This window comes from Shewanella mangrovi, from assembly GCF_000753795.1.
GTDB classification, from domain to species: Bacteria; Pseudomonadota; Gammaproteobacteria; order Enterobacterales; family Shewanellaceae; genus Shewanella; species Shewanella mangrovi.
Map to the genome: position 1 here is coordinate 124,916 of NZ_JPEO01000010.1, position 22,865 is coordinate 147,780.

Below are 22,865 nucleotides of genomic sequence, written 5' to 3' on the forward strand. Positions count from 1 at the left end.
AAGGCGCCATAAGGCGCCTTTTTAAGTGGTTAGCGCTGCAATTCTTGCTGAAAAAAATCGAGTGTGCGTTGCCATGCTAACTCAGCGGCAGCCTGGTTATAGCGCCCGGTAGAGTCGTTGTGAAAGCCGTGATTCACTCCTGCATAGATATGTGCCTGATACGGTACCTTTAGCTTAGCAAGCTGAGTTTGATAGTCAGGCCAAGCTGCATTGACGCGTTTATCTAACTCGGCAAAATGCAGCAGTAGCGGCCCTTTTATATTGGCTTGCAAACTTGCTGCGGCGGGCGTGCCATAGAAAGGAACCGCAGCATTCAGTTGCTCAGGGATTACCGCTGCGAGCATATTGACGATATAACCACCGAAACAGAATCCTACCGCACCTAACTTGCCATTGGCTTGCGGATGCATGCGAATAAACTGCGCCGCGGCAATAAAATCTTCCTCAATTTTACTGCGATCCATACTGGCCTGTAGTTGACGGCCGGCATCATCGTTGCCCGGATAACCGCCGAGCGGATAGAGTGCATCAGGTGCAAACGCGATATACCCCTGTTTTGCTACGCGTCGTGCCACATCCTCAATATATGGATTTAAGCCTCGGTTTTCATGCACTACTAATACGGCGGCAATCGGGCTGGAAATTTGAGTTGGAGTTACCAGATAACCCCGGCCTTGACCATGCCCTTTGGGCGAATCAAAAAGTGTATAGCTGGCCTTAATCGCGTCATCGTTGAAACTGACCTGCTCAGCAAGAGCATAGTTGGGTAGCAACGCTGAGGTTAGGGTTGTCATACTAAACCCCAGCAATGTTAGGGCGGACAGCCTGCGCATAAACTCACGTCGATCAATAATGCCGTGGGCATATTCATCGTACCAATCAAACGCTTCTTGTGGGATTTCCCGTGTTGTTATATCGGTCGTTGGCATGTAGTCGCTCCTTGATGACAGAAGATTTAATACTAAGCAAGCATAAGCGATTACAGCGAATTAGTTGCTCCATGTGTTGAGAATTTCATCAGATGCTGTAGCTGAGTAGGGATGATAAGCAAGGTCACATTGGTGAGCAGACGGCGTTGCTGCTGTTCAGCGCTAGATTTAACCAAAGAGGTGCGGGCGATTGTCCAAATGATGTGTATATCAGATGCTGGCGTGACACTGATCAATTCAGGATTAAACGCACTTTTATTTATTCACATGACAATATCGAAATTAAATTAGGACTAGCCAATATTAATTTGTCCACTCTCTTGTATTACTGAATACTTATAGTAGCTAAAGTTATTTAATCTAATTTTAAAATAATGAGAGGTTATTATAACGAGAGATATATTTCATTTGTTAATGATTGATATCACATATTTTTACTATCTGGAATTTTGATAGCATTAATTTATGGATTGATGACTAAGATATTTTTTGTTGATTACTTGTTGTTAAATGATAACAGTTTTTATTTGGCAGTGTTATTGTGATAGCGGCTCATTTTTTATTAAACTTTGGTAGTAGATATTAACTCGTTCATTTTGGTCACGGAGGTGTATTTTTCTTTGTTGTCTATCTTTTTGTTTTTAGTTGGTATTTACGTTTTTTATTTTTGACTTTATATGTTTATTGATTACTGATTTATTATTTTCTAAAGCATGGTGAAATCTGAAATTTCAAATATCGCAATTTGTTGTTGCGAGTCACATATAGAGAACCTAAAAATAAAATAATTGCAACATTTGTAGTATGTTTATTTTGCGGCGATTTTATATGGTAATTAGATGATTCTTTTTGTAGTTAATTAGACTTAACGCTTAATTAGTTATAAGTGAATATTTCTGTGAGTGATATTGGATTAGAACACCAAGTAATATCTGGCAGAACACTGATTTCATATATAAATCTGCATTTGCGATAACAATACTTAACAAGGGACGCAATGATGAAAAATCATAATATGTCATTACTTGCGCTGATCTTATCCGGCATGCTCGCCCTCACTGCTTGTGGTGACGACGGAAAAGACGGTGCAGACGGCGTAAACGGCGTAGATGGTACAAATGGTGTTGACGGGCAGGATGGTTTGAATGCCGGTGAAGTTATCTCTACTGCTTACAAAGCTGGTGATGTGTCGTTCACTATTGATCCTGCCGAAAATACACTGGCAGGTAGTGATGCATTCGTACTGAAATTCAGTGTCACCGCAGCTAACCAAGTGGGTGACGCTAAGCCTTTGACTGGTTTAGATCAAGTACGTGTTTATTCCGCTACGGCAGTGACGAATACCACTGACGATGGCCCATCTATCTATTGGCAAAGTAACGGCTCAATGTACTGTACCGATACCGGTATGCGCGGCGATTCAGAAGCTTGTACATTGACCGAAGACCCTGCAAATCCTGGTACTTATACCGGCACTTGGGAACATGATGGTGCTGCAACCATTATGAGTGCTGAAGATGATTTAGGCGCGCCACATCGCATGATGTTGCGTGTTTACAACCTGACTGATGCTGAAGGTAACTCTATCAGCGACAAGGTACTGGAAACTTTCACCTATTTGCCATCAACTGGCGAAATGGGCGTTGCTTCTGGTAAAGATACTGTGACTGATGCGGCATGTAAGCAATGTCACGGTGAAAGCAGCGAAACTGGTAAGATTGCGAATATTCACGCTCACCATAACTATGAAAGCGTAGAAAACTGTATTCAATGTCATAACCCAGGCACTCAACCTTCAGAAGAAGATGCAGCTGCTGGTTATGTATTTGACTTGCCAGCAATGATTCACCGTATCCACGGTGGTGAACACTTGGCTGCATTGGCTCAATACGGCTTTATCCAAGCTGAAGAATGGGCTGAAATCAAATATCCAGCGCCATTGTACGAATGTACTGTTTGTCACCAAGGTGGCGACACTTGGGCGACTGAACCAACTCGTGCAGCATGTACTGGTTGTCACTCTAACATCGACTTCGCCACTGGTGCTGGTCACTCAGAATTTGCCTTAGCGCAAACTGATGACTCTCAATGTGCTGCTTGCCACGAATCTGGTGCACTGTCTCCAATTCAAGCGCACAAAGTGGGCAAACAAGCTGAGTATGCTGACCTGTTGACCGTTGAATACACTGCAGCAACTGTTGCTGATGATGCTGTTAACGTTGGCATGAAAACTGTGACTGTTACAGCTAATGTAACCTTTAACGGCGCGCCTTTGGCTGCTGCATCTGACTTGTCTGTCTTAGCACAAGCTAGAACCTTAATGGGTAACATCGATAGCAACGGCGAAGTTCATCGCTGGGGTACTCGTCCAAATCTGGACAGTGGTACAGTGGCTACTGCTGGTGTTCTGACGCTGGTGCAAGATAACGTTGATCCAACAGATGCTGTCGGCACTATCTATGTGGGTGGCGATGCTAAATATTGTGTGACTAAAGCTGGTGTAGCAGTAGGTTGTGATGCAAGCGATTTAGCATTCACCTCTGACGACACTATTGGTGCCAATATCGCGACTGCATTCTTCAGCTTAGACAGCAGCCCAGTGGTTGAATCACGTTATGTGGTTGATGACACTATTACCGTGGCACAAGACAAGTGTAACGCTTGTCACTCTGACATGAACTATGTCAAACGTGGTCACCATGGTGTTCACAACTTCGATCAATGTATGGATTGCCATAACAACAACTATCCAGGCGCTCACAACGGCTTCGATAACAAAGACTTGGCAACTTCAGTTCACTACTATCACAGCAATGACACAGTACCTTACCCAGCACCTGCTGGTGACTGTACTGCATGTCACAAAGATGGTGATGCATTGTTCCAAGCTGACGGTACTCTAACTTCTGGTCGTAAAGCGATTGAAGTGACCAATGGTTATATTTCACCTGTTGCAGAAAGCTGCCATGCTTGCCATATCTCTGAAGCTGCCGTAGCGCACTTCCAGTCAAATGGTGCATACGTAGTGGGTGATGAAGCTACCACTTCAGATCTGCCAGTTGAATCATGTGCAACCTGTCACGCTGAAGGTAAGTCCTTCGGTATTGATAAGTACCACAAGATGTAACGAATATGCTGGGGACTGCTTCAGTGCAAGTGGCTGAAGCTTTCCCTACTGCGTGGTTGGTTCCGTGTATGTGCTGTAACAGCGTCCCCTGTTGAGACCATAAAACACGGTATCTGTATCAACGCTAGCAGTATTTGTGACATGGAGTCTGGGATAGTCATAGAGGCTTTGGTGCCGCTTGGAGTAGTCCCTAGCACCCAACAAAAAAGCAGCTCAATTGAGCTGCTTTTTACTTTTTATCTCACCATTTCTCAATCTTGGTTAATGTCCGTGAGCGATATTGCCGGTTTCTCCGCTAACAATGCTTCCCGCGCAACACGTTGTTGATTCACCGTTGCTGCAAAGTTGATTGCAGGTTTTGGCGGATGTTGTGCACGATGGGCAACGGCTAATTCCACCTTAATTGAGGTCTTTTTGATTGGCCGATAAACCACGCCTTTCACGGCAAGTTGTTGCATCGATTCAGGCAGCATCGAAATACCTAACTCAGCAGAAACCATAGACAAGATAGAAGCAATCTGCGGTGCTGGTTGGCCGACAATTGGCTCAAAGCCCGCTTCCTGACATACATGTACCACAGCATCATGCAGACTTACCGCCAGCGTTCGTGGCGTCATAATAAAGGGTTCCTGTTTCAGAATCGCAATATCTATCGTGTCGTGCGCCCGAGCAATCGGATGTGATGAGGGCAGGGCAATCACCAACTGCTCTTCAAGAAAATGTTGCACTATCAGCTGCGTTGGGTCGGGATCTGAGGGTCTTAAAATCGCCGCATCTAATCTGTCACTTAATAGCCCTTCCGCCAGCGCGAGCGAGTTGGCCTCTTCGATGGTTAATTCGACTTCGGGATAACGCCGACGATATTGACGGATAACGGCCGGAATCGCGGGGTGCAATGCCGCGGTGCCTGTGACGCCTAAGCGCAGTTTGCCAGTTTCACCATTGGCGGCTTTAAGGGCTGTTTCTTTGGCTTGTTGCAATTGCAGTGGTAGGCCTGACACTTCGCGGTAGAGCGCTTGCCCTGCATCGGTCAGTTCTGCGCCATGGGGCGTACGAAAGAATAATGCGGTGCCAATGTCTTCTTCCAGTGCTTTTATCTGCTGGCTCAGCGGCGGCTGTGCAATATGCAGACGATTAGCGGCGCGGGTGAAGTTTTGTTCTTCGGCCACCGCCAAGAAGTAGCGAATATGACGTAGCTCCATAGCTATATCCAAAACATATCGAGATGGGATTTATTATATATTAGAACTATTGCTTGCGGCTGCATAAAATAGCCTCGTTGTCTTATTTTATTAGCCTAAAGTCGTAGAGATTATGAACAGTTCTGAACCTAGTCCTTCCAGCGCTGTCAGCGCAACTGCCGATTCTGTTGCAGCTGACAGCGAAAGTTATGTCGGTATAGAAAAAGGCTCTGTTGCCTTTAAAAATGCCAGTATTGCCCTGTTTCTTGCCGGTTTTTCCAGCTTCTCGCTTATCTATTGTGTGCAGCCTTTGCTGCCCGATCTGTCCGCCAGTTTTGGTGTGACACCTGCTGAAAGTTCACTCGCCTTATCTGTCACCACCGGCTTTCTAGCACTTGCTATTGTGTTAGCTGGGGCATTTTCACAAGCATTAGGACGTAAAGGCCTGATGTTCTGTTCTATGGCGGCTGCAGCGGCGTTGAACTGTATCGTGGCGATTTCGCCAGAATGGCACGGCGTGTTGTTGGGAAGAGCGCTTGAAGGCATTGTGCTGGGCGGCGTTCCGGCAGTTGCAATGGCGTGGTTAGCGGAAGAGATCGCCCCTAAAGATTTAGGTAAAGCGATGGGACTCTATATTGGCGGTACCGCTTTTGGCGCGATGATGGGCCGAGTAGCGATGGGGCTGCTGACGGAATTTGCCTCGTGGCGAGTGGCGATGGGCGTGCTTGGTCTGCTGTGTTTAATCTCTGCAATTGGTTTTTGGTATCTGTTACCAGATTCTCGCAACTTTGTGCGCAAGCCTGGTCTGAATTTAGGGTTTCATTTAGCTTCTTGGCGCAGCCATCTGCGTAACCCTAGGTTGGTGAAGTTGTATGCAGTCGGCTTCATGTTGATCAGTATCTTCGTGACGCTGTTTAACTACACCACCTTCCGTTTGTCGGCGGAGCCATTTGGTTTTAACCAAACGCAGGTGAGCATGATCTTTTTGGCATTTGCCTTTGGCATTGTGTCATCTTCAATGGCGGGCAACTTAGCCGAGAAATTTGGACGCACTAAGCTCATGTTTGCGGCGTTCATTCTGATGTTAGCGGGGGCCATGCTGACCCTGTTTGGGACTATCACCCTGATTGTCTGTGGTGTCGCCTTAATCACTACCGGCTTCTTTGTTGGTCACTCTGCGGCCAGCAGCTCCGTAGGGGCTACCGCGAAGCGTGCCAAAGGCCATGCTTCTTCACTGTATTTGCTGTTCTATTACATGGGCTCCAGTATCTCCGGCACTGTTGGCGGTTGGTTCTGGCAACATGGTGGCTGGCCGTCGGTGGTGATGTTCACCGGCAGTTATGCGTTGGCAGGTTTACTACTGCTCTATGTTGCCGCTTGGCGCGAAAAGCACGCGGCGCAAATGCTGTAAGTTGTGCACTATGTCTCCATAAAACAGCCTCATCAGAGAGGCTGTTTTGTCTCCCCTTCCTTAGCCTCTTCATCGTGTCGACAGTTGTCGTCAAATTTGTCGAAATCGCGACTGTTCCCCTATTTGATTTTTCACGCCGCTAGTTAACAGACTGGTTTTTAAAGCTTATTTAATTGGCATGAATTATGTTTAGTGAACTTCAGTGAAGGCCTATGCCATTTGCCTTGTATGAATGTGCACGCCACAACGTTTCACATATCAGCAATGGCTTAACATAGCACTCACTACAACTTCCGCCTGTAGCGATGGCCACAATGGGTTGGTAACGACCTTTGTGTGTGCAATTCGCTCACTCGCAATGGTGACCTACCCGGTAGTGCGCAAATTCGGCGCAACCGTCTTCGTCCTGAGGGATTTAGCCCAGGCAAACACATGCGACCTTTGCTACGACCGCCCAGAAGGCACGGCCAGTATCGAGGTTAGTCCGGCCGACACTCATATTTTTGCACCTCTCGGCCGAGCGCAAATAAATATTGTTGCTGGTGCAGCGCGGTATTTAGAACTTCTAAAGGTAGAGAAATAATGGAAAAAGTAACAACTGTCTGCCCGTACTGTGGTGCGGGCTGTAAAATGAAACTGGTGGTGGATAACGGCAACATCATTCGTGCCGAAGCCGCTGAAGGCGCCACGAATCAGCGTGAGCTATGCCTGAAAGGTTATTACGGCTGGGATTTCCTAAACGATACCAAACTCCTTACGCCACGCCTGCGCGAACCTATGATCCGCCGCGAAAAAGGTGGTCCTTTTGAGGTGGTGTCTTGGGATGAAGCGATTCAATATACCGCCAAACGTCTCGCTGACATCAAAGCGGAATTCGGGCCACGGGCAATTATGACTACTGGCTCTTCACGCGGCACAGGTAATGAAACCAACTACGTGATGCAGAAATTTGCCCGTGCTGTACTGGGAACTAACAATGTCGATTGTTGTGCCCGTGTCTGTCATGGCCCGTCAGTGGCAGGGTTGCGCGAAACGCTCGGCAATGGCGCCATGAGCGTCTCTATCGAAGATCTGGAAAAATCCAAATGTCTGCTGATTTTTGGCTACAACAGCGCTGATTCGCATCCGATTGTGGCGCGTCGCGTGGTGAAAGCTAAACAGAATGGCGCCAAAATTATCGTCTGTGATCCTCGCCGTATCGAAGCCGCGCGTATTGCCGATCAACATCTGCAGCTGAAAAACGGTAGCAATGTGGCGATGGTGAATGCCTTTATCTATACCTTGCTCGATGAAGAGCTCTACAATCAGGAATATGTGGCCAAATACACTGAAGGCTTTGATTCGCTGTGGCAGGTTGTCAAAGACTACTCACCAGAAGCGGTGGAACCGATTACTGGTGTACCAGCGCAGAATGTGCGTGAAGCGATGCGCACCTATGCTTCGGCCGAGTCCGCCACTATTTGCTGGGGCATGGGCGTGACGCAATTTGGTCAGGGTACTGAAACCGTTAAGAGCCTCTCTACATTGGCGTTACTGACCGGCAATCTTGGTCGCACCGGGGCAGGGGTGGCGCCAGTGCGGGGGCAGAATAATGTTCAAGGTGGCTGCGACATGGGCGTGTTACCCGATCTGTTCCCCGGCTATCAAAAAGTAACAGACGCTGCGGTGCGCGAAAAATTTGCCAAAGCTTGGAACATAGATGCGGACACTATGGATAAAGAGGTGGGCGTACGAATTACGCAGGTACCGCATCTGGCGCTCGAAGGTGACATCAAGGCCTACTACATCATGGGTGAAGATCCGTTACAAACCGAAGCGGATTTGAGCCTAGTGCGTAAGGGAATTGAAGCGCTGGACTTTTTGGTCGTGCAGGACATCTTTATGACCAAAACCGCGGAAGCGGCCGATGTGATTCTGCCTGCCACGTCTTGGGGCGAACACGGTGGAGTATTTACCTGTGCCGACCGAGGCTTCCAACGTTTTGAAAAAGCGATTGAGCCGCAATATAACGTTAAACGCGATTGGGAAATTATCTCGCTGATAGCGACCGCTATGGGCTATCCGATGCATTACGACAGCAACCAACAGATCTGGGATGAGCTGCGTGAGCTATGCCCGCTGTATTACGGTGCCACCTACGAGAAGATGGGCGAATTTGGTCATGTGCAGTGGCCTTGTCCAACCTTAGATCATCCCGGTACCCCCATTCTGTACACTGACAATAAATTTGCGACACCAACGGGCAAAGGTCAGCTGTTTGCCACGCAATGGCGCAAACCTGCGGAGCTCATTGACGCTGATTTTCCACTGGTACTCTGTACTGTGCGTGAAGTGGGGCATTACTCTTGTCGCTCCATGACTGGCAATTGTGCCGCCTTGAAAGCGTTAGCTGATGAACCCGGCTTAGTCACCATCAATCCTCAAGACGCTGCCAATCTCAATATCGAAGATCAGCAGCTGGTATGGGTCGAATCGCGCCGTGGCAAAGTGATCAGTCGTGCCAGTGTCAGTGAACGCACTAACCAAGGTGCGGTATATATGACTTACCAATGGTGGATTGGCGCCTGTAATGAGTTGACCCAAGATAACCTTGATCCAACCTCGAAAACGCCTGAAACCAAATATTGCGCGGTCAAAGTAACGGCAATTGACGATCAACGATGGGCGGAAAATTTCGCAGTGCATGCTTATAACGATATGAAGGCGCGATTACGTAATGCCGTCGATGATGCTCAACCTGCTATGGCATAACCTTTAAGGCAATAAACCAATAAAGGGGCGTTAAACGCCCCTTTATTATTATGGTGTGCTTTACAACTGCCGCATCACTTCTGCACCGATGGTGAAGGACTCCATTCTGGCGGTGCTATCGGTAATGGGGCCATTAAACATCAGCTCATCAGCCTGAGTCTCTTCAAGCAGCGCTGTTACACCGTGGCGAATGTCTTCTGGCGAACCGACGAGCGAATAGGCAAGGGTACGTTCCATCGCGTTAAGCTCAAATGGTTCATAGTCTTCCAGTGGAAAACGTGGCAACGGAATTTGGCCAGGCGTGCCACGATAGAGCTGTAAAAACTGCTGCTGTACCGAGGTAAACAGATAGCGCGCTTGCTGGCGATCATCGGCCGCAATCAGATTGATGCACACCATAGCGTATGGCTGTTCGCATTGCGGTGATGGCTGGAATTGACGGCGATAAAGGGTCAAGGCTTGCTGCAGCATTTCCGGCGCGAAGTGTGCCGCAAAGGCAAAAGGTAATCCCATTTGGGCCGCGAGCTGTGCACTGTATAAGCTCGAACCTAAGAGCCACAGGGGCACTTGTAATCCTTGCCCGGGAATCGCATTGATTTTGCCGGCGTTGTCACCAAAATATCGCTGCAGCTCTACCACATCTTGCGGAAAGCTATCGACAGCTTGCTGAGCCTGTCGTCGTAATGCGCGCATGGTGTGCTGGTCGGTACCGGGAGCGCGGCCGATGCCCAAATCCACCCGATCGCCAAACAGGGTCGCCAGTGTACCAAATTGTTCGGCGATGACTAAAGGCGAATGATTGGGCAACATGATACCGCCGGAGCCAATACGAATCGTGTGGGTGCCATTGCCTATGTGACAGAGCAAGACTGAGGTGGCGGCACTGGCAATGCCGGGCATATTGTGGTGCTCAGCCAGCCAGTATCGTTTGTAGCCCAATTGCTCGGCGTGTTGTGCCAATCTGAGTGAGTTTTCAAACGAAATGGTGGGGCTGCTGCCTTCCACCACCGGGGCGAGGTCGAGTACTGAATATGAAACCGTCATTTGTCATCCGTCATTCTTTAGCCTGATTTTTTTACCATATCACAAAATATCTGTGCCGATTTAGAGCAAGTCTTTATCGGTTATAGCATTTTGTATGAAGAATAATTAATCAAATTTAATGATTTTTGATGCAAAAGTGCAGTTGAGCTCACGTTTCCTGAGCTGTCTGCGATAGTGGCAGCTAACCCTTGCTGGGTATTTGTTGGCGCTAGCTGTATTAGCGTGAATTAAAGCAACGCAACATATCTTCCATAACTAGTTAACATTCGTATAATGCTTGTCCACGTTGTTGGGCGTGTACTCCTACACAGATTGGGGGAAGGGGGCGGTCTCATCAGCGTTTTGCGTCTGATGCGACCATCAATTACCTAGATAACAGATTATAAAATAGAGGATTATTGTGGCGACTATTGACGTTGGGAGCGTTAATTCGGCGGTGGAAACACTCGTCCATAGCGCCAATACCATGTTCATACTGCTGGGGGCGGTAATGGTGTTGGCAATGCACGCGGGCTTTGCTTTTTTAGAAGTGGGCACGGTGCGACATAAAAATCAGGTCAATGCTCTGGTGAAAATTCTTACCGATTTTGCGGTATCGACCTTGGCGTACTTTTTTATTGGTTATCACGTGGCTTATGGCGTTGATTTCTTTGCGAGTGCAAATGAGTTAACGCAAAACAACGGCTATGAATTGGTGAAGTTCTTCTTCCTGCTGACCTTTGCTGCGGCGATTCCTGCGATTGTGTCTGGTGGGATTGCAGAGCGGGCGCGTTTTTATCCGATTCTGGTGTCGACAGCGTTGATTGTGTCGCTGGTGTACCCGTTCTACGAAGGGCTGATCTGGAATGGTAACTACGGTTATCAGGCATGGTTGGAGCAAAGTTTTGGTGCTCAGTTCCATGATTTTGCCGGGTCTGTGGTGGTGCATAGCGTCGGTGGCTGGATTGCGTTTGCGGCTATTTTGCTGCTGGGATCGCGTAAAGGTCGCTATCGCAATGGCAAGGTGATCGCGTTTGCGCCATCGAATATTCCATTTTTGGCGTTAGGTGCGTGGATCCTGGCGGTGGGCTGGTTCGGTTTTAACGTGATGTCAGCGCAAACGCTGGATAATATCTCTGGCCTAGTGGCGATCAATAGCTTGATGGCGATGGTGGGTGGCACGTTAGTGGCGATGTTGCTGGGTAAAAATGACCCTGGCTTTATTCATAACGGCCCGCTCGCTGGCTTAGTTGCTGTATGTGCTGGCTCTGATCTGATGCATCCCATCGGTGCCTTAGTGGTTGGTAGTGTTGCCGGTGGCTTGTTTGTGTGGGTATTTACCCTTGCGCAAAACAAGTTTCCTGCCTTTGATGACGTGCTCGGTGTGTGGCCGCTGCACGGTTTATGCGGTGCCTGGGGCGGTATTGCTGCCGGGATCTTTGCTAATACATCGCTGGGCGGACTTGGCGGCGTAAGCTTTATGTCGCAACTCATCGGTACGCTGACTGGCATCATTGTCGCCGCCGTCGGTGGATTTGTGGTTTATGGTTTGGTGAGAATGACGTTTGGACTGCGTTTGTCCGAAGAGGATGAATATCGTGGTGCTGATTTAGCTGTGCATCGAATTGGTGCGACCAACGAAGAATAATGATGGTGTGTTAAAAAAGGCTCAGCCAAATGGCTGGGCCTTTTTGTTCTTGGTCTCAATAAGCTCGGTTATTTTGTCTGGGCTTTGTCATAAAATGCGGCGACATCTTTATGGAAATCGACCAAGGCTTTTTCATTAAGATAAATCATGTGCCCTGATGGGTAATAGGTCATCTCCACATTCTTTCTCAGGCTTGGATCTAGGTTCATGTGGGCCAAGTCGTATTCAGTCGAATGGAACGGCGTTGCCATGTCGAAGTAACCATTGGTGGACAATACATGCAGTCCCGGATTAGTGCGGATAGCATCCCCTAAGTCACGCACGACATAAGGAGCGCGGGTCTTGTATTGATAACCCCAATTACCACCTTGGGCATGAGTCCAATCCCAGTTTTTGTAAGCATCAAAGCTGGACACTTTGTAGTGCTCGTCAGTGGTGTACTTTAGTTCTGTTTCCAGATAGTTGTGCAGACCTGCAATGTAAGCGCCGCTTGGGGCGGTGCTTGATGGGTCGGTATCAGGAGTGGCGCCAATTGCATCATCGTCGATGCCGAGATAGCGACCATCGTAACGGCCTAAGGTGCGATGTTCATCGCGCAGCAGCTCCTTGCGGAACTGGCCCTGATCAATACGCAGATTGGCGTTTTTCAGATATTGCGTATCAAGTCCGGTGTACTGATGCAGTTTTTCAGCAATCTGCTGCAATTTATCCGCTGGCAGATTGTGGCCTTGTGCTAACGCAATCGCGTAGTCGTTTTCGGCAAACGCCCGTACTTCATCTAAGAAAGGTTCAAGTTTGGCTGGCTTGTTCGGCAGTTTATTTTGATACCAGGCAACCGCGGCGAAGGTGGGCAGAATCCCCACGTATTGGCGATCAAGACCCGGTGCACGTTCGGAGTAGTTCAAGATACTCGACACCAACACGATGCCGTTAAAGTCCATTCCTTGACCTTGCAGTTTGTTTACCAATGCCGGCGCTCGAATGGTGCCATATGATTCGCCAATGACAAACTTAGGTGAGTTCCAACGCTGATTGACGGTGACATAGCGGGTAATAAAGCGTGCGAAACCATCAACATCGCCATCGACTCCCCAAAAGTGCTTAGCAGGATCGTCTTTGCTGTCAGCATTTTCTTTGGTGGCAATCCCGCGAGAGTAGCCTGTGCCAAAGGCATCGATAAACACTAAGTCAGTTTTATCCAGTAACGTGAATTGGTTATCGACGAGTTCGTAAGGGGCTGGGCCAGTTGGCGCGGCATTTTCAGTCTTAATTCGTTTGGGGCCAAATGAGCCCATATGCAGCCACAATGTTGAGGAACCTGGTCCACCATTGAACAGGAAGGTGACTGGCCGATGTTCGCCTTTTTTCGCTGGCTTGGTATAGGCCACATAGAACACGCTGGCATCAGCTTCGTTTTTGTCATTACGGATGATCATGGTGCCGGTAGTGGCGGTATATGACAGTTTATCGCCGTGCAGACGAATCGAATGTTCGCTGGTGACCACGTGATCTTGTGGTGCCTTGGCCACGGCACTGACAGCTGCTTCAGCGGCATAGACATTGCTGATGAGCACAGGTGATGTAGACAGCGTTGCCGCAAGCACCGCTGCTAATGGTAGTAAACGCATGATTAGCTCCAGTTTATCTTTGTTCTTTTATTGATTGCGGAGCTCAGTTTTAACAAATTTTATGAGCAGACGTCAGCCAGCAAATTGTCAATAAAAACGGAGGATATTTGCCCAATTTTGATGTCTGGCTTATGTCGGGTGAGGTAGGTATTGCGCTGTTTTTTAATATAATTTTAAGCTTAGAAGAGCGTTGTTGCGGCCGTCCTAAATGTAATTTGAGACAACTATTGTCACAATTTAATAGTAAAAATCATAAACGTAAGGAAAAGTTAAACTAAAGCAAGTAATCTCGCGTTAGCATTTGCTAGTAACAAACGTATAATTCGCAACATAAAAAGTAACTCAAGGAAGTACGGTGCAGTATCTACTTACTTACCTCAAAGGATTGGCCATGGGCGCCGCCGATGTGGTGCCCGGTGTGTCGGGCGGAACTATTGCCTTCATTACCGGGATTTATGACACGCTGCTGGAGAGTATTCGCCGTGTGAATCCTACCTTATGGAAACGCTATCGCGAGCAGGGATTTAAGGCGGTATTGGCACACATTAATGCCAGCTTTCTGCTCAGTTTGTTCGCCGGTATCATCACCAGCATTTTAACCTTGGCCAAGCTAATCTCTTGGTTGCTGGTGGAGCATCCTATTCCGGTATGGTCCTTTTTCTTCGGCCTGATCATCATCTCTGTGGTGCACATGTTAAAGCAGGTGCGCGGCGGTGTTTCGTTGGTGCGGTTGCTGCTCTTTGCTATTGGCGTACTGATCGCTTGGGGCATTACTGTTGTCAGCCCGGTCAATATCGAAGCCACTTACGTCAACGTTTTCTTTGGCGGTGCAATTGCTATCTGCGCCATGATTTTACCGGGCATTTCCGGCAGTTTTATTCTGCTGTTACTCGGTCTATATCCGGCAGTGTTGGCGGCGGCAAAAAATCTGCAGTTAGATATTCTGGCCTGCTTTGCGGTTGGCGCGGTGAGCGGCATTTTGTGTTTCAGCCACCTGCTGTCGATGTTGTTGCGCCGCTTTAAAGACGCCACCTTAATCTTTTTAACAGGCTTGATGGTGGGCACGCTTGGCAAAATCTGGCCTTGGAAGCAAACCCTGACTTGGCGTGAAAACTCCCATGGCGAGCAAGTGCCATTGCTGCAACAGAATCTGTCGCCGATGGCCTATGAGCACGCGACCGGCCAATCACATCAACTGTGGTTAGCGTTGATCTACGCTTGTTCTGCCATTTTGCTGGTGTTGGCATTGGAGTATTTTAGTCAACGTAAGCACCACGATTAATGCTGATGGTCGCTACGGTTAAGGCACCTTTGGGTGCCTTTTTTATTGGCTAAAAAATATTTGTACAAAAAATTGATCCTTGTACAACTTTGTGCCGTAATAATAGCAAAGTTATACAAGGAGCAGATAAATGTACAAGTTTGATCCGCAGTATATTCGTCTTGGGGTCAGTAGTTGTCTGTTAGGCGAGCGTGTGCGTTTTGATGGTGGTCATAAGAATTCGGCCTACTGCCAAAATGAGCTGCGACCTCACTTTGACTTTGTGCCCGTCTGTCCTGAGATGGCGATTGGGCTGGGCGCACCGCGTAAATCGATACGTCTTGTGCGTGATGCTGCCAAACAGATACGGGTAAAGTCGGCTGACAATAGTATTGATGTCACTGACAAACTGCAGCAGTTCAGTACCGACAAGGTGGCACAACTGGACTTCATCAGCGGCTATATCGTTTGTGCTAAGTCGCCTACCTGCGGTATGGAGCGGGTAACAGTCTATAAAGCGGATTCAAATAACGGCATTAAAGAAGGCGTAGGGATCTACACTCAAACCTTAATGCAGCGTTGGCCACAATTACCCGTTGAAGAAGAAGGGCGCCTGCACGATCTGGTGATTCGGGAAAACTTCTTTACCCGTGTTTATGCCTTTCACGATTGGCAAAGCATGCTCCATAGCGGCTTAACACACCACAAACTGATGCTGTTTCACGCGCGCTATAAATATCTATTGTTGGCGCACTCCCCAACCCAATATCGAGCGTTAGGGCCTTTAATCGCGGAGCCAGATAAGCCGTTAGCGCAGATGGCGCAGCAGTATTTTGAAGGCTTTATGGCGGCGTTGAAGCAAAAGGCAACGCGTAAAAATCACACCAGTGCGCTGCAGCATATTCAAGGCTATTTCAAGCGCAGTCTCAGTAAGCAACAGAAGCAAGAACTGACACAAACCATTATGGAATACCGTAACGGGCTCAAACCATTAATCGCGCCGCTGACCTTGATTAATCACTACTTGAAAGAACACCCAACGCCTTATATCGCTGAGCAGGTGTATCTCAATCCCCATCCACAGGAGTTAAAACTGCGTTATGGCTACTGAAGCTGAATATACATTACCGATTGGCGAAGTTGCGCGGCTGACCGGGGTTAATCCCGTCACGCTGCGAGCTTGGCAGCGCCGTTTTGGGCTAGTCACGCCGCAACGCACGCCAAAAGGTCATCGACTATACAGTCAGGCGCAAGTGGAAGAGATCAAAGAGATCCTGCACTGGCTGCAGCAAGGGGTCGCCATTAGCCGGGTGAAGCCGTTGCTCAACAGTAATAGTGATACTCAGCCATTAGTGGATAGTGAAGACGACCAAGACTGGCAACAGTTGGTTGCCGCGTTGGATAACGCGGTATTCGCGATGAAGGCCGTTACCTTGCTGCAGCGGCTCGATGAAGTGACCAGTCTCTACCCAATGCCCGTGTGCGGTGACAAGCTCAGCGAATGGCTGCAAAATCTCGACAACCAGTTGCTGATACGCGTTGATGGCGAACTTATCGGCCAATGGTTAGCCCGGCAGCTGCAACATTACTTGTCGTTACGGATTGAATCTGTGATGCGGCAAAAACCGCGTAATGTGCTGCTATTGGCCTTAAATGAACAGCCGCCGCATCAGTTATGGATCTGGCAGTTGGCGATTCTGGCGCAAGGGCGCCTACCGCTTCTCTTTAACCGTTCTACCGAAATTGATGCATTGACGCTGATCTGCGAACGTTTGCAGCCAGAAGCCATGCTGGTAATGCCCGCGGCTCACACCAATCTCAGCACCTTAAGTCAACTGTCGCAACTCAGCAGCAAAGTGCAACTTAACACTGCGCTCTGTGGCTGTTTTGCCAGTCTGTTACAGCCGCAGCTAGCGCATATCGACAATCTTAATGTCGTCGAGTCAATCCAACAGCTAGCGCAGTGGCACTTTGGCGCACAGGAGGTGCAGCGATGAGTCACTCTCATGATTCTGGCAGCGTCTACATCTGGTTTCGGCAGGATTTACGTGTTGCCGACAACCAAGCGCTGCACGCCGCAACTAAGATGGCGCGGCAACACCAGCTGACGTTAAAGGCGGTCTACATTGAAACACCACTGCAGTGGCAGAAACATGATGTAGGTTTGCGTCAACTCGATTTTCTGCAGCGCCATCTGCGCTGTTTGCAGCAATCACTTGCAGCACTTGGCGTTGAATTGGAGCTGTGGCACAGCGATGACTTTGACGGCGTTAACGCGCTCTGGCAAGCGCGAATGCGCCAGGAAAATGTGGTGGCGATTTTTGCCGGACGTGAACCTGAACTGAATGAAATACGGCGTGATCAAGCGCTGTTAGAAGCGGAAGTGCCGCTGAATTTCACCAATGAACACTGCATCCTGCCGCCCGGCAGTGTTGTGAATCAAAGTGGCGACATGTACCGGGTATTCACGCCATTTTTCAAGCGTTGGCGTGAACTGGCGAGTGGCATGCAGTGTCAGCCGCTTAAGGTGCCTGCACCGATTGCAGCGGCATTTACACCACAGCATATCATCAGCTTGTCAGTCGCTACCGGTGATAGTGAGATGTGGCGTGCGGGCGAAGGTGAAGCGCGGCAGTTATTGCAGCAATTTGTGCAACATCATGCTGCAGATTATAAGCAACAGCGTGATTTCCCTGCGCTTGATGGTACCAGCAGTCTTTCGCCCTATCTGGCATTGGGCATCATCAGTCCCAGACAGTGTTTAGCCGCCTTGCTGGCGCAGTTCCCCGATGCGATTGCGGATGACACCAGTCCCGGCCGTTGTTGGCTGTCCGAGCTAGTCTGGCGCGAATTTTACCGACATCTGTTGCAGGCTTATCCGAGCTTGAGTATGGGCGCGAATTTCAATCCTTTGGGAGCGCACATTCAGTGGCAACAGGACGACGAAGCCTTTAGCGCATGGTGTGAAGGCCGCACTGGCTATCCCATTGTGGACGCAGCGATGCGTCAGTTGCAGCAAACCGGCTGGATGCACAACCGCTTAAGAATGATCACCGCCAGCTTTCTCACGAAGCATCTGTTGATTGACTGGCACCTTGGCGAACGTTGGTTTCGTCAGCAACTGCTTGATGGCGATCTTGCGGCGAATAATGGCGGCTGGCAATGGTCGGCGGGGACTGGCTGCGATGCTCAACCATATTTTCGTATCTTTAACCCTATGACACAGAGCGAAAAATTTGATCCCGATGCCAGTTTTATCCGTAAGTACGTGCCTGAGGTCGAGGCTTGGTCACTGAAGCAAATTCATCACCCTGATAGTCGCATGCACGGCCAATTGTTTGCGGTCAGTGATTATCCGATGCCGATAGTTAACCACAGCGAAGCGCGCGAACGAGCGTTGTCACGGTTATCGGTGCTGAAAAAAGCCAATTAGAAGGAGCGCAACATGGCAAGTATTAGTGGTCAATGTGCAGCAGGCGAGCAGCAACTGGTCGAACGTTTTCTTGCCATGTATCAACGCCTCAACCGAGACAACCTGTCGTTGTTGGCTGATATCTATGATGAGCAGATCCTATTTCAGGATCCACTTCATCAAGTGTGCGGACTGGATGCCTTAACCCAGTATTTTGTCGGTCTGTATCAACACCTTGATTATATTGCCTTTGATATGCAGCAGGTGCTGCTGGCACCGGCGCAGGCCGCAATCAACTGGCAGATGCATTTTCAGCATCCACGCCTGAATCGTGGTCAGCTAATCAGTGTCGACGGGATGAGTTTTCTCACCCTTGCCGACAAAGTCACCTTTCATCGTGATTACTTTGATGTTGGCCAGATGCTGTATGAACAGTTGCCGTTGTTGGGTAGTGCTGTGAGAGCCATTAAACGACGGGTGAGTGTATGAAACAGCTACTGATCACCGGTGCAACCTCCGGCATAGGGTTACAACTGGCAAAAGATTATGCCGCTGACGGCTGGCACGTGTGGGGTTGTGGGCGTCACGGCATTGCCTTGGGGGGCATCGACAATGTGACGCCGTTAGCGTTCGATATCACTGATAAGCAGGCTTGGCAGCAAGCGGCAGCGCAGGTTGCCGAACAGTCACTCGATTTAATCATGTTGCATGCTGGCACCTGTGAGTATCAGCAGATAGAGCAGTTTGATGGCGATAGCTTCGCACGGGTCATCAACACTAACCTGACGTCTATCGGTTACTGTCTGCAGTTTCTGCTGCCGAAGTTGAAGCCGGGAGCTCAGTTAGCCCTGACCGGATCTGCCGTGATTCATCTGCCGTTTGCTCGCGCTGAAGCTTATGGCGCATCAAAAGCTGCGATTCACTATCTTGCACAGAGCCTACAGCGGGATCTGTTAACGCAAAACATCACTGTCAGTGAAATTCAACCTGGGTTTGTGGCAACGCCGCTGACTGCGCACAACGACTTTAACATGCCGTGGTTGATGTCGGTGGAACAGGCGTCAGCACGTATTCGGCAGGGGCTTGCCCGTCGCAAGCAAATTATCGCTTTTCCACGGCGCTTGCTGTGGACTCTCAAGCTGATAGCTCACTTGCCCATCACTTGGCAGCAACGGCTACTCGCCGAACATCCACGAGGAGACTAATCCATGAGTCACGCTACCACTGCGTTGGCGCAGAAACGTATTGCCATCATAGGCTCGGGGATCTCTTCTCTCACCTGTGGCTATCTGCTGTCCAAGCAATTTGATATCACTCTGTTTGAGGCAAATACGAGTCTTGGTGGTCACACGGCTACTGTGGATATTGAAGCCATGGGGAAGCAATATGCCATTGATACAGGGTTTATTGTCTTTAATGACCGAACGTATCCGCGTTTTCAAAAGCTGCTTGCCCAACTCGATGTGGAAATTTTGCCAACGGAAATGAGCTTTTCGGTGCGCCATCTGCAAAGTGGGCTGGAATATAATGGCCATAGCTTTCGTACGCTATTTGCTCAGAAACGTAATCTGATTGAGCCGCAATTTTGGGGTTTTCTACTGGAGATTATGCGTTTTAATAAGCGTTGTAAGACGCTGTTTACTGAAGGTATATATCCCGACGATACTCTGGGGGAGTTTCTCAGACAGGAGCAGTTTTCTGCATTTTTCTGTGAGCATTATATTTTGCCAATGGGAGCGGCGATTTGGTCTGCCAGCCTGCAGGATATCGAGGATTTTCCGCTACGCTTCTTTATTGAATTCTTTCAAAATCACGGCCTGTTAGATGTCCGCAATCGGCCGCAATGGTACGTGATCAAAGGCGGCTCTCGCAGTTATATTCCGCACCTGATTAAACCCTTTGCCGATAAAGTGCATTTGAATGCTCCGGTGCAGGCAGTGCGACGGCATCAAGATGGCGTCGAGCTATTAGTGAACGGTGGCTGGCAAGGGTTTGATGAGGTGATTATCGGCTGCCATAGCGACCAAGCGTCAGCCTTGCTCGCCGATGCCGACTTTCACGAAAAGCAGGTGTTAGGTGCGCTGCCTTATCAAGACAATGAAGTGGTGTTGCATCTGGATACCCGCTTATTACCGCAACAAAAAGCGGCGTGGGCGAGCTGGAATTATCGGCTCGATGGTGATCGTACTCGACCTGCCGCAGTCACCTACAACATGAATATTTTGCAGCGTTTACCCAGCGATGCGCCTAATTTTCTGGTGACGTTAAATCAAAGTGATGCGATAGACGAACGCAAGATACTTCGGCGTTTTAACTATAGCCATCCGCAGTTTTCTATGTTGGGTCTACGTGCTCGTCAGCAGCGCGAGCAGATCTGTGGCAAACGTCATACCCATTTTGTCGGTGCCTATTGGTATAACGGCTTTCACGAAGATGGCGTCCACAGTGCCCTCGACGTGTGTCAGCGTTTTGGAGTGCATTTATGACATCACTACAAAGCGGACTCTACTACGGCAACGTCGTGCACAAACGTTTTGAAATCGTAGCGCACCACTTCCGCTATCCGTTTGCGTTGGCGTTGCTGGATTTAGATGAGTTGGAAACCTTGTACCAAACCAGTGCTTGGTTTGGTAAAGAGTGGTGGCGGCCACTAAGTTTTAATCCGCAGCATCATCTTGGTGGTGGCGCTTTGCCGCTCAAACAACGGGTACAACAAAAAGTGCAACAGCTCGGTGGCGATGCCGGTAACAGAGTCTTCTATGCCGGTCAGCTAAGCCACTTTGGTATTTACTTTAGCCCAGTGAATTTTTTCTACTGTTATCAGGACGAGCAACTCTGCTGCCTATTGGCAGAAGTGAGTAATACACCATGGAATGAGCGCCATTACTATCTCGTCGATGCCAAGCAAACTGAATTAACCCCCAAGGCTTTTCATGTCTCGCCATTTATGGATTGTGACATGCAGTATCGCTGGCAGTTTAATCTGCCCGGTGAGCAATTAAATTTTGCCATCACTAACTTACGACAAACCAATAGCCACGCCAGTTTTCGGGCGGCTATGCAGCTCCAGCGGCAGGATTTCTCGGCCAGTAATATTCGCCACTATTGTCTGCGTTATCCTCTCATGACACTCAGAATCGTCAGACTGATCTATTGGCAAGCGCTGAAATTATGGTGGAAGAAAGTCCCCTTTGTGTCTCATCCCAATACGCTGAAATCACAGGAGAACTCCCATGCAACCAAGCGAGATTGAATTAAAACAACCCTTATCTTGGCAACTTGGCTGGCGTCAACGTCTGGCAAGAAGTGTGCTGTTTAAAGCGTTGGGTGGATTAGCGAATGGGGCAATCACCCTGGTGGAAGGAGCACAGCAATATCACTTTGGTGACAAGCATGCTGATTTACGTGTGACCCTCACCATCAATGACCCCAGTTGTTATCAACGCTTGGTGTTTGGTGGCAGCATTGGCGCCGCTGAAGCTTATATTCTTGAGCAATGGCGCTGTGATGATTTAACTGTGTTAGTACGGATTTTTGCGCGCAATCTGCTGTTGTTACAACGACTGGAACAGCGTTTTAGCTGGCTTACTAACAGCTGGCATCTGCTGCGTCATCGTTTCAGTCGTAACTCTAAGTCAGGCAGTAAGCGCAATATTCTGGCGCATTACGATTTAGGAAATGATCTTTATCAGCAGTTTCTTGATCGGGATATGCTTTATTCCAGTGCCATTTATCCACACGCAGATAGCGGACTCGAAGATGCGCAGCAGTATAAGCTGCAGCAGATTTGCGAGCGCTTGGATTTGCAACCTGGACAGCGACTGCTGGAGATCGGCACCGGTTGGGGCGCATTAGCCATATATGCGGCGAAACATTATGGCGTGACAGTTACCACCACCACAATATCTGATGCTCAGTACCAATATGCTCAGCAACGCATTGCTGAAGAGGGGCTTGGCGAGCAGATTACCTTATTGCAACAGGACTATCGCGAACTCAGCGGTCAGTATGATCGTATTGTCTCGATAGAGATGATTGAGGCCGTTGGGCACGAGTATCTTCCTGGCTTTTTCAATAAGCTTAATACGTTGTTACTGCCGCACGGTAAGTTGCTGCTGCAGGCCATTACGATTGCTGACCAACGTTATGACAGTTATCGCCGTGGCGTGGATTTTATTCAGCGGTATATTTTCCCAGGTGGTTGCCTGCCGTCGGTTTCGGTTATGGCGCAGCATTTTCAGCGTCACACCGAGATGGTGGTCGATGCTTTGTATGACTTTGGTATCGATTACGCCAAAACATTAAACGATTGGCAGCAGCGCTTTCAGCATGCGTTACCTAAGGTGAAACAGCTAGGATATGGTGACGACTTTATTCGTATGTGGCGCTTTTACTTGAGTTACTGTGAAGGGGGATTTTTAGAGCGCAGTATCAGCGTGGTACACATCACTGCAGCCAAAGGTGACTATCGGCCGCAGTGAATGCTGCATTGCG

17 protein-coding genes are annotated in these 22,865 nt (G+C 48.9%); 13 read left to right on the top strand and 4 right to left on the bottom strand.

Annotation, left to right across the window (positions count from 1 at the left end):
- Positions 1–29: 29 nt before the first annotated feature.
- Positions 30–929, bottom strand: a complete 900-nt coding sequence (locus tag HR45_RS13090; RefSeq protein WP_037443620.1) for a dienelactone hydrolase family protein — start codon at positions 927–929, stop codon at positions 30–32.
- Positions 930–1,929: 1,000 nt separating this feature from the next.
- On the opposite strand from HR45_RS13090, the gene HR45_RS13095 reads away from it, so the two are divergent.
- Positions 1,930–4,056, top strand: a complete 2,127-nt coding sequence (locus HR45_RS13095; RefSeq protein WP_052074722.1) for an OmcA/MtrC family decaheme c-type cytochrome — start codon at positions 1,930–1,932, stop codon at positions 4,054–4,056.
- Between the two features lie 251 nt (positions 4,057–4,307).
- Here the strand turns inward: HR45_RS13095 and HR45_RS13100 are convergent, their stop codons facing one another.
- The gene (locus HR45_RS13100; protein WP_052074723.1) at positions 4,308–5,258 is read right to left on the bottom strand and encodes a LysR family transcriptional regulator; all 951 of its coding nucleotides are present in this window, start codon (positions 5,256–5,258) and stop codon (positions 4,308–4,310) included.
- A gap of 112 nt (positions 5,259–5,370) precedes the next feature.
- Between HR45_RS13100 and HR45_RS13105 the strand changes: the two genes are divergently transcribed.
- Positions 5,371–6,648 (top strand): MFS transporter, encoded by a 1,278-nt coding sequence (locus HR45_RS13105; RefSeq protein WP_052074724.1) that lies wholly within the window; start codon positions 5,371–5,373, stop codon positions 6,646–6,648.
- A 582-nt stretch (positions 6,649–7,230) separates the two neighbouring features.
- Positions 7,231–9,399, top strand: a complete 2,169-nt coding sequence (fdhF, locus tag HR45_RS13115; RefSeq protein ID WP_037443627.1) for a formate dehydrogenase subunit alpha — start codon at positions 7,231–7,233, stop codon at positions 9,397–9,399.
- A gap of 60 nt (positions 9,400–9,459) precedes the next feature.
- On the opposite strand, the gene HR45_RS13120 is transcribed toward fdhF, so the two are convergent.
- Entirely contained in the window at positions 9,460–10,443 is a 984-nt protein-coding gene (locus tag HR45_RS13120; protein ID WP_037443630.1) for an LLM class flavin-dependent oxidoreductase, read from the bottom strand.
- 466 nt (positions 10,444–10,909) lie between these two features.
- Between HR45_RS13120 and HR45_RS13125 the strand changes: the two genes are divergently transcribed.
- On the top strand, positions 10,910–12,070 hold the full coding sequence (locus HR45_RS13125; protein WP_052074729.1) for an ammonium transporter: 1,161 nt from the start codon (positions 10,910–10,912) through the stop codon (positions 12,068–12,070).
- Positions 12,071–12,138: 68 nt separating this feature from the next.
- On the opposite strand, the gene HR45_RS13130 is transcribed toward HR45_RS13125, so the two are convergent.
- Entirely contained in the window at positions 12,139–13,698 is a 1,560-nt protein-coding gene (locus tag HR45_RS13130) for a S10 family peptidase (RefSeq protein ID WP_037443632.1), read from the bottom strand.
- 355 nt (positions 13,699–14,053) lie between these two features.
- On the opposite strand from HR45_RS13130, the gene HR45_RS13135 reads away from it, so the two are divergent.
- The 9 genes from HR45_RS13135 (at position 14,054) to HR45_RS13175 (ending at position 22,852) form a co-directional block, all read left to right on the top strand.
- Positions 14,054–14,980: a polyprenyl-phosphate transporter gene (locus tag HR45_RS13135; RefSeq protein ID WP_037443635.1), complete on the top strand. Its 927-nt coding sequence runs from the start codon at positions 14,054–14,056 to the stop codon at positions 14,978–14,980.
- A gap of 130 nt (positions 14,981–15,110) precedes the next feature.
- Entirely contained in the window at positions 15,111–16,070 is a 960-nt protein-coding gene (locus HR45_RS13140; RefSeq protein ID WP_037443636.1) for a YbgA family protein, read from the top strand.
- A complete protein-coding gene (locus tag HR45_RS13145; RefSeq protein WP_052074725.1) occupies positions 16,060–16,956 on the top strand; it encodes a MerR family transcriptional regulator in 897 nt (298 codons plus the stop codon). The genes HR45_RS13140 and HR45_RS13145 overlap by 11 nt, the downstream gene beginning before the upstream one ends.
- Positions 16,953–18,392, top strand: a complete 1,440-nt coding sequence (gene phrB, locus HR45_RS13150) for a deoxyribodipyrimidine photo-lyase (protein WP_037443638.1) — start codon at positions 16,953–16,955, stop codon at positions 18,390–18,392. Before HR45_RS13145 ends, phrB begins: the two co-directional genes overlap by 4 nt.
- A gap of 12 nt (positions 18,393–18,404) precedes the next feature.
- A complete protein-coding gene (locus tag HR45_RS13155) occupies positions 18,405–18,860 on the top strand; it encodes a nuclear transport factor 2 family protein (RefSeq protein ID WP_052074726.1) in 456 nt (151 codons plus the stop codon).
- The gene (locus HR45_RS13160) at positions 18,857–19,576 is read left to right on the top strand and encodes an SDR family NAD(P)-dependent oxidoreductase (RefSeq protein ID WP_037443640.1); all 720 of its coding nucleotides are present in this window, start codon (positions 18,857–18,859) and stop codon (positions 19,574–19,576) included. Before HR45_RS13155 ends, HR45_RS13160 begins: the two co-directional genes overlap by 4 nt.
- Before the next feature lie 3 nt (positions 19,577–19,579).
- Positions 19,580–20,857, top strand: coding sequence for an NAD(P)/FAD-dependent oxidoreductase (locus HR45_RS13165; RefSeq protein ID WP_037443642.1), 1,278 nt, complete (start codon positions 19,580–19,582; stop codon positions 20,855–20,857).
- On the top strand, positions 20,854–21,624 hold the full coding sequence (locus tag HR45_RS13170) for a DUF1365 domain-containing protein (RefSeq protein ID WP_052074727.1): 771 nt from the start codon (positions 20,854–20,856) through the stop codon (positions 21,622–21,624). The genes HR45_RS13165 and HR45_RS13170 overlap by 4 nt, the downstream gene beginning before the upstream one ends.
- Complete coding sequence (locus HR45_RS13175) at positions 21,605–22,852, top strand: SAM-dependent methyltransferase (protein WP_081933482.1); 1,248 nt, start codon at positions 21,605–21,607, stop codon at positions 22,850–22,852. Before HR45_RS13170 ends, HR45_RS13175 begins: the two co-directional genes overlap by 20 nt.
- Positions 22,853–22,865 lie beyond the last annotated feature (13 nt).

Bases quoted from the DNA above. Each gene is read 5' to 3' on its own strand.
- HR45_RS13090 (WP_037443620.1), bottom strand. From the start codon at position 929: ATGCCAACGACCGATATAACAACACGGGAAATCCCACAAGAAGCGTTT.
- HR45_RS13095 (WP_052074722.1), top strand. From the start codon at position 1,930: ATGAAAAATCATAATATGTCATTACTTGCGCTGATCTTATCCGGCATG.
- HR45_RS13100 (WP_052074723.1), bottom strand. From the start codon at position 5,258: ATGGAGCTACGTCATATTCGCTACTTCTTGGCGGTGGCCGAAGAACAA.
- HR45_RS13105 (WP_052074724.1), top strand. From the start codon at position 5,371: ATGAACAGTTCTGAACCTAGTCCTTCCAGCGCTGTCAGCGCAACTGCC.
- fdhF (WP_037443627.1), top strand. From the start codon at position 7,231: ATGGAAAAAGTAACAACTGTCTGCCCGTACTGTGGTGCGGGCTGTAAA.
- HR45_RS13120 (WP_037443630.1), bottom strand. From the start codon at position 10,443: ATGACGGTTTCATATTCAGTACTCGACCTCGCCCCGGTGGTGGAAGGC.
- HR45_RS13125 (WP_052074729.1), top strand. From the start codon at position 10,910: ATGTTCATACTGCTGGGGGCGGTAATGGTGTTGGCAATGCACGCGGGC.
- HR45_RS13130 (WP_037443632.1), bottom strand. From the start codon at position 13,698: ATGCGTTTACTACCATTAGCAGCGGTGCTTGCGGCAACGCTGTCTACA.
- HR45_RS13140 (WP_037443636.1), top strand. From the start codon at position 15,111: ATGTACAAGTTTGATCCGCAGTATATTCGTCTTGGGGTCAGTAGTTGT.
- HR45_RS13145 (WP_052074725.1), top strand. From the start codon at position 16,060: ATGGCTACTGAAGCTGAATATACATTACCGATTGGCGAAGTTGCGCGG.
- phrB (WP_037443638.1), top strand. From the start codon at position 16,953: ATGAGTCACTCTCATGATTCTGGCAGCGTCTACATCTGGTTTCGGCAG.
- HR45_RS13155 (WP_052074726.1), top strand. From the start codon at position 18,405: ATGGCAAGTATTAGTGGTCAATGTGCAGCAGGCGAGCAGCAACTGGTC.
- HR45_RS13160 (WP_037443640.1), top strand. From the start codon at position 18,857: ATGAAACAGCTACTGATCACCGGTGCAACCTCCGGCATAGGGTTACAA.
- HR45_RS13165 (WP_037443642.1), top strand. From the start codon at position 19,580: ATGAGTCACGCTACCACTGCGTTGGCGCAGAAACGTATTGCCATCATA.
- HR45_RS13170 (WP_052074727.1), top strand. From the start codon at position 20,854: ATGACATCACTACAAAGCGGACTCTACTACGGCAACGTCGTGCACAAA.
- HR45_RS13175 (WP_081933482.1), top strand. From the start codon at position 21,605: ATGCAACCAAGCGAGATTGAATTAAAACAACCCTTATCTTGGCAACTT.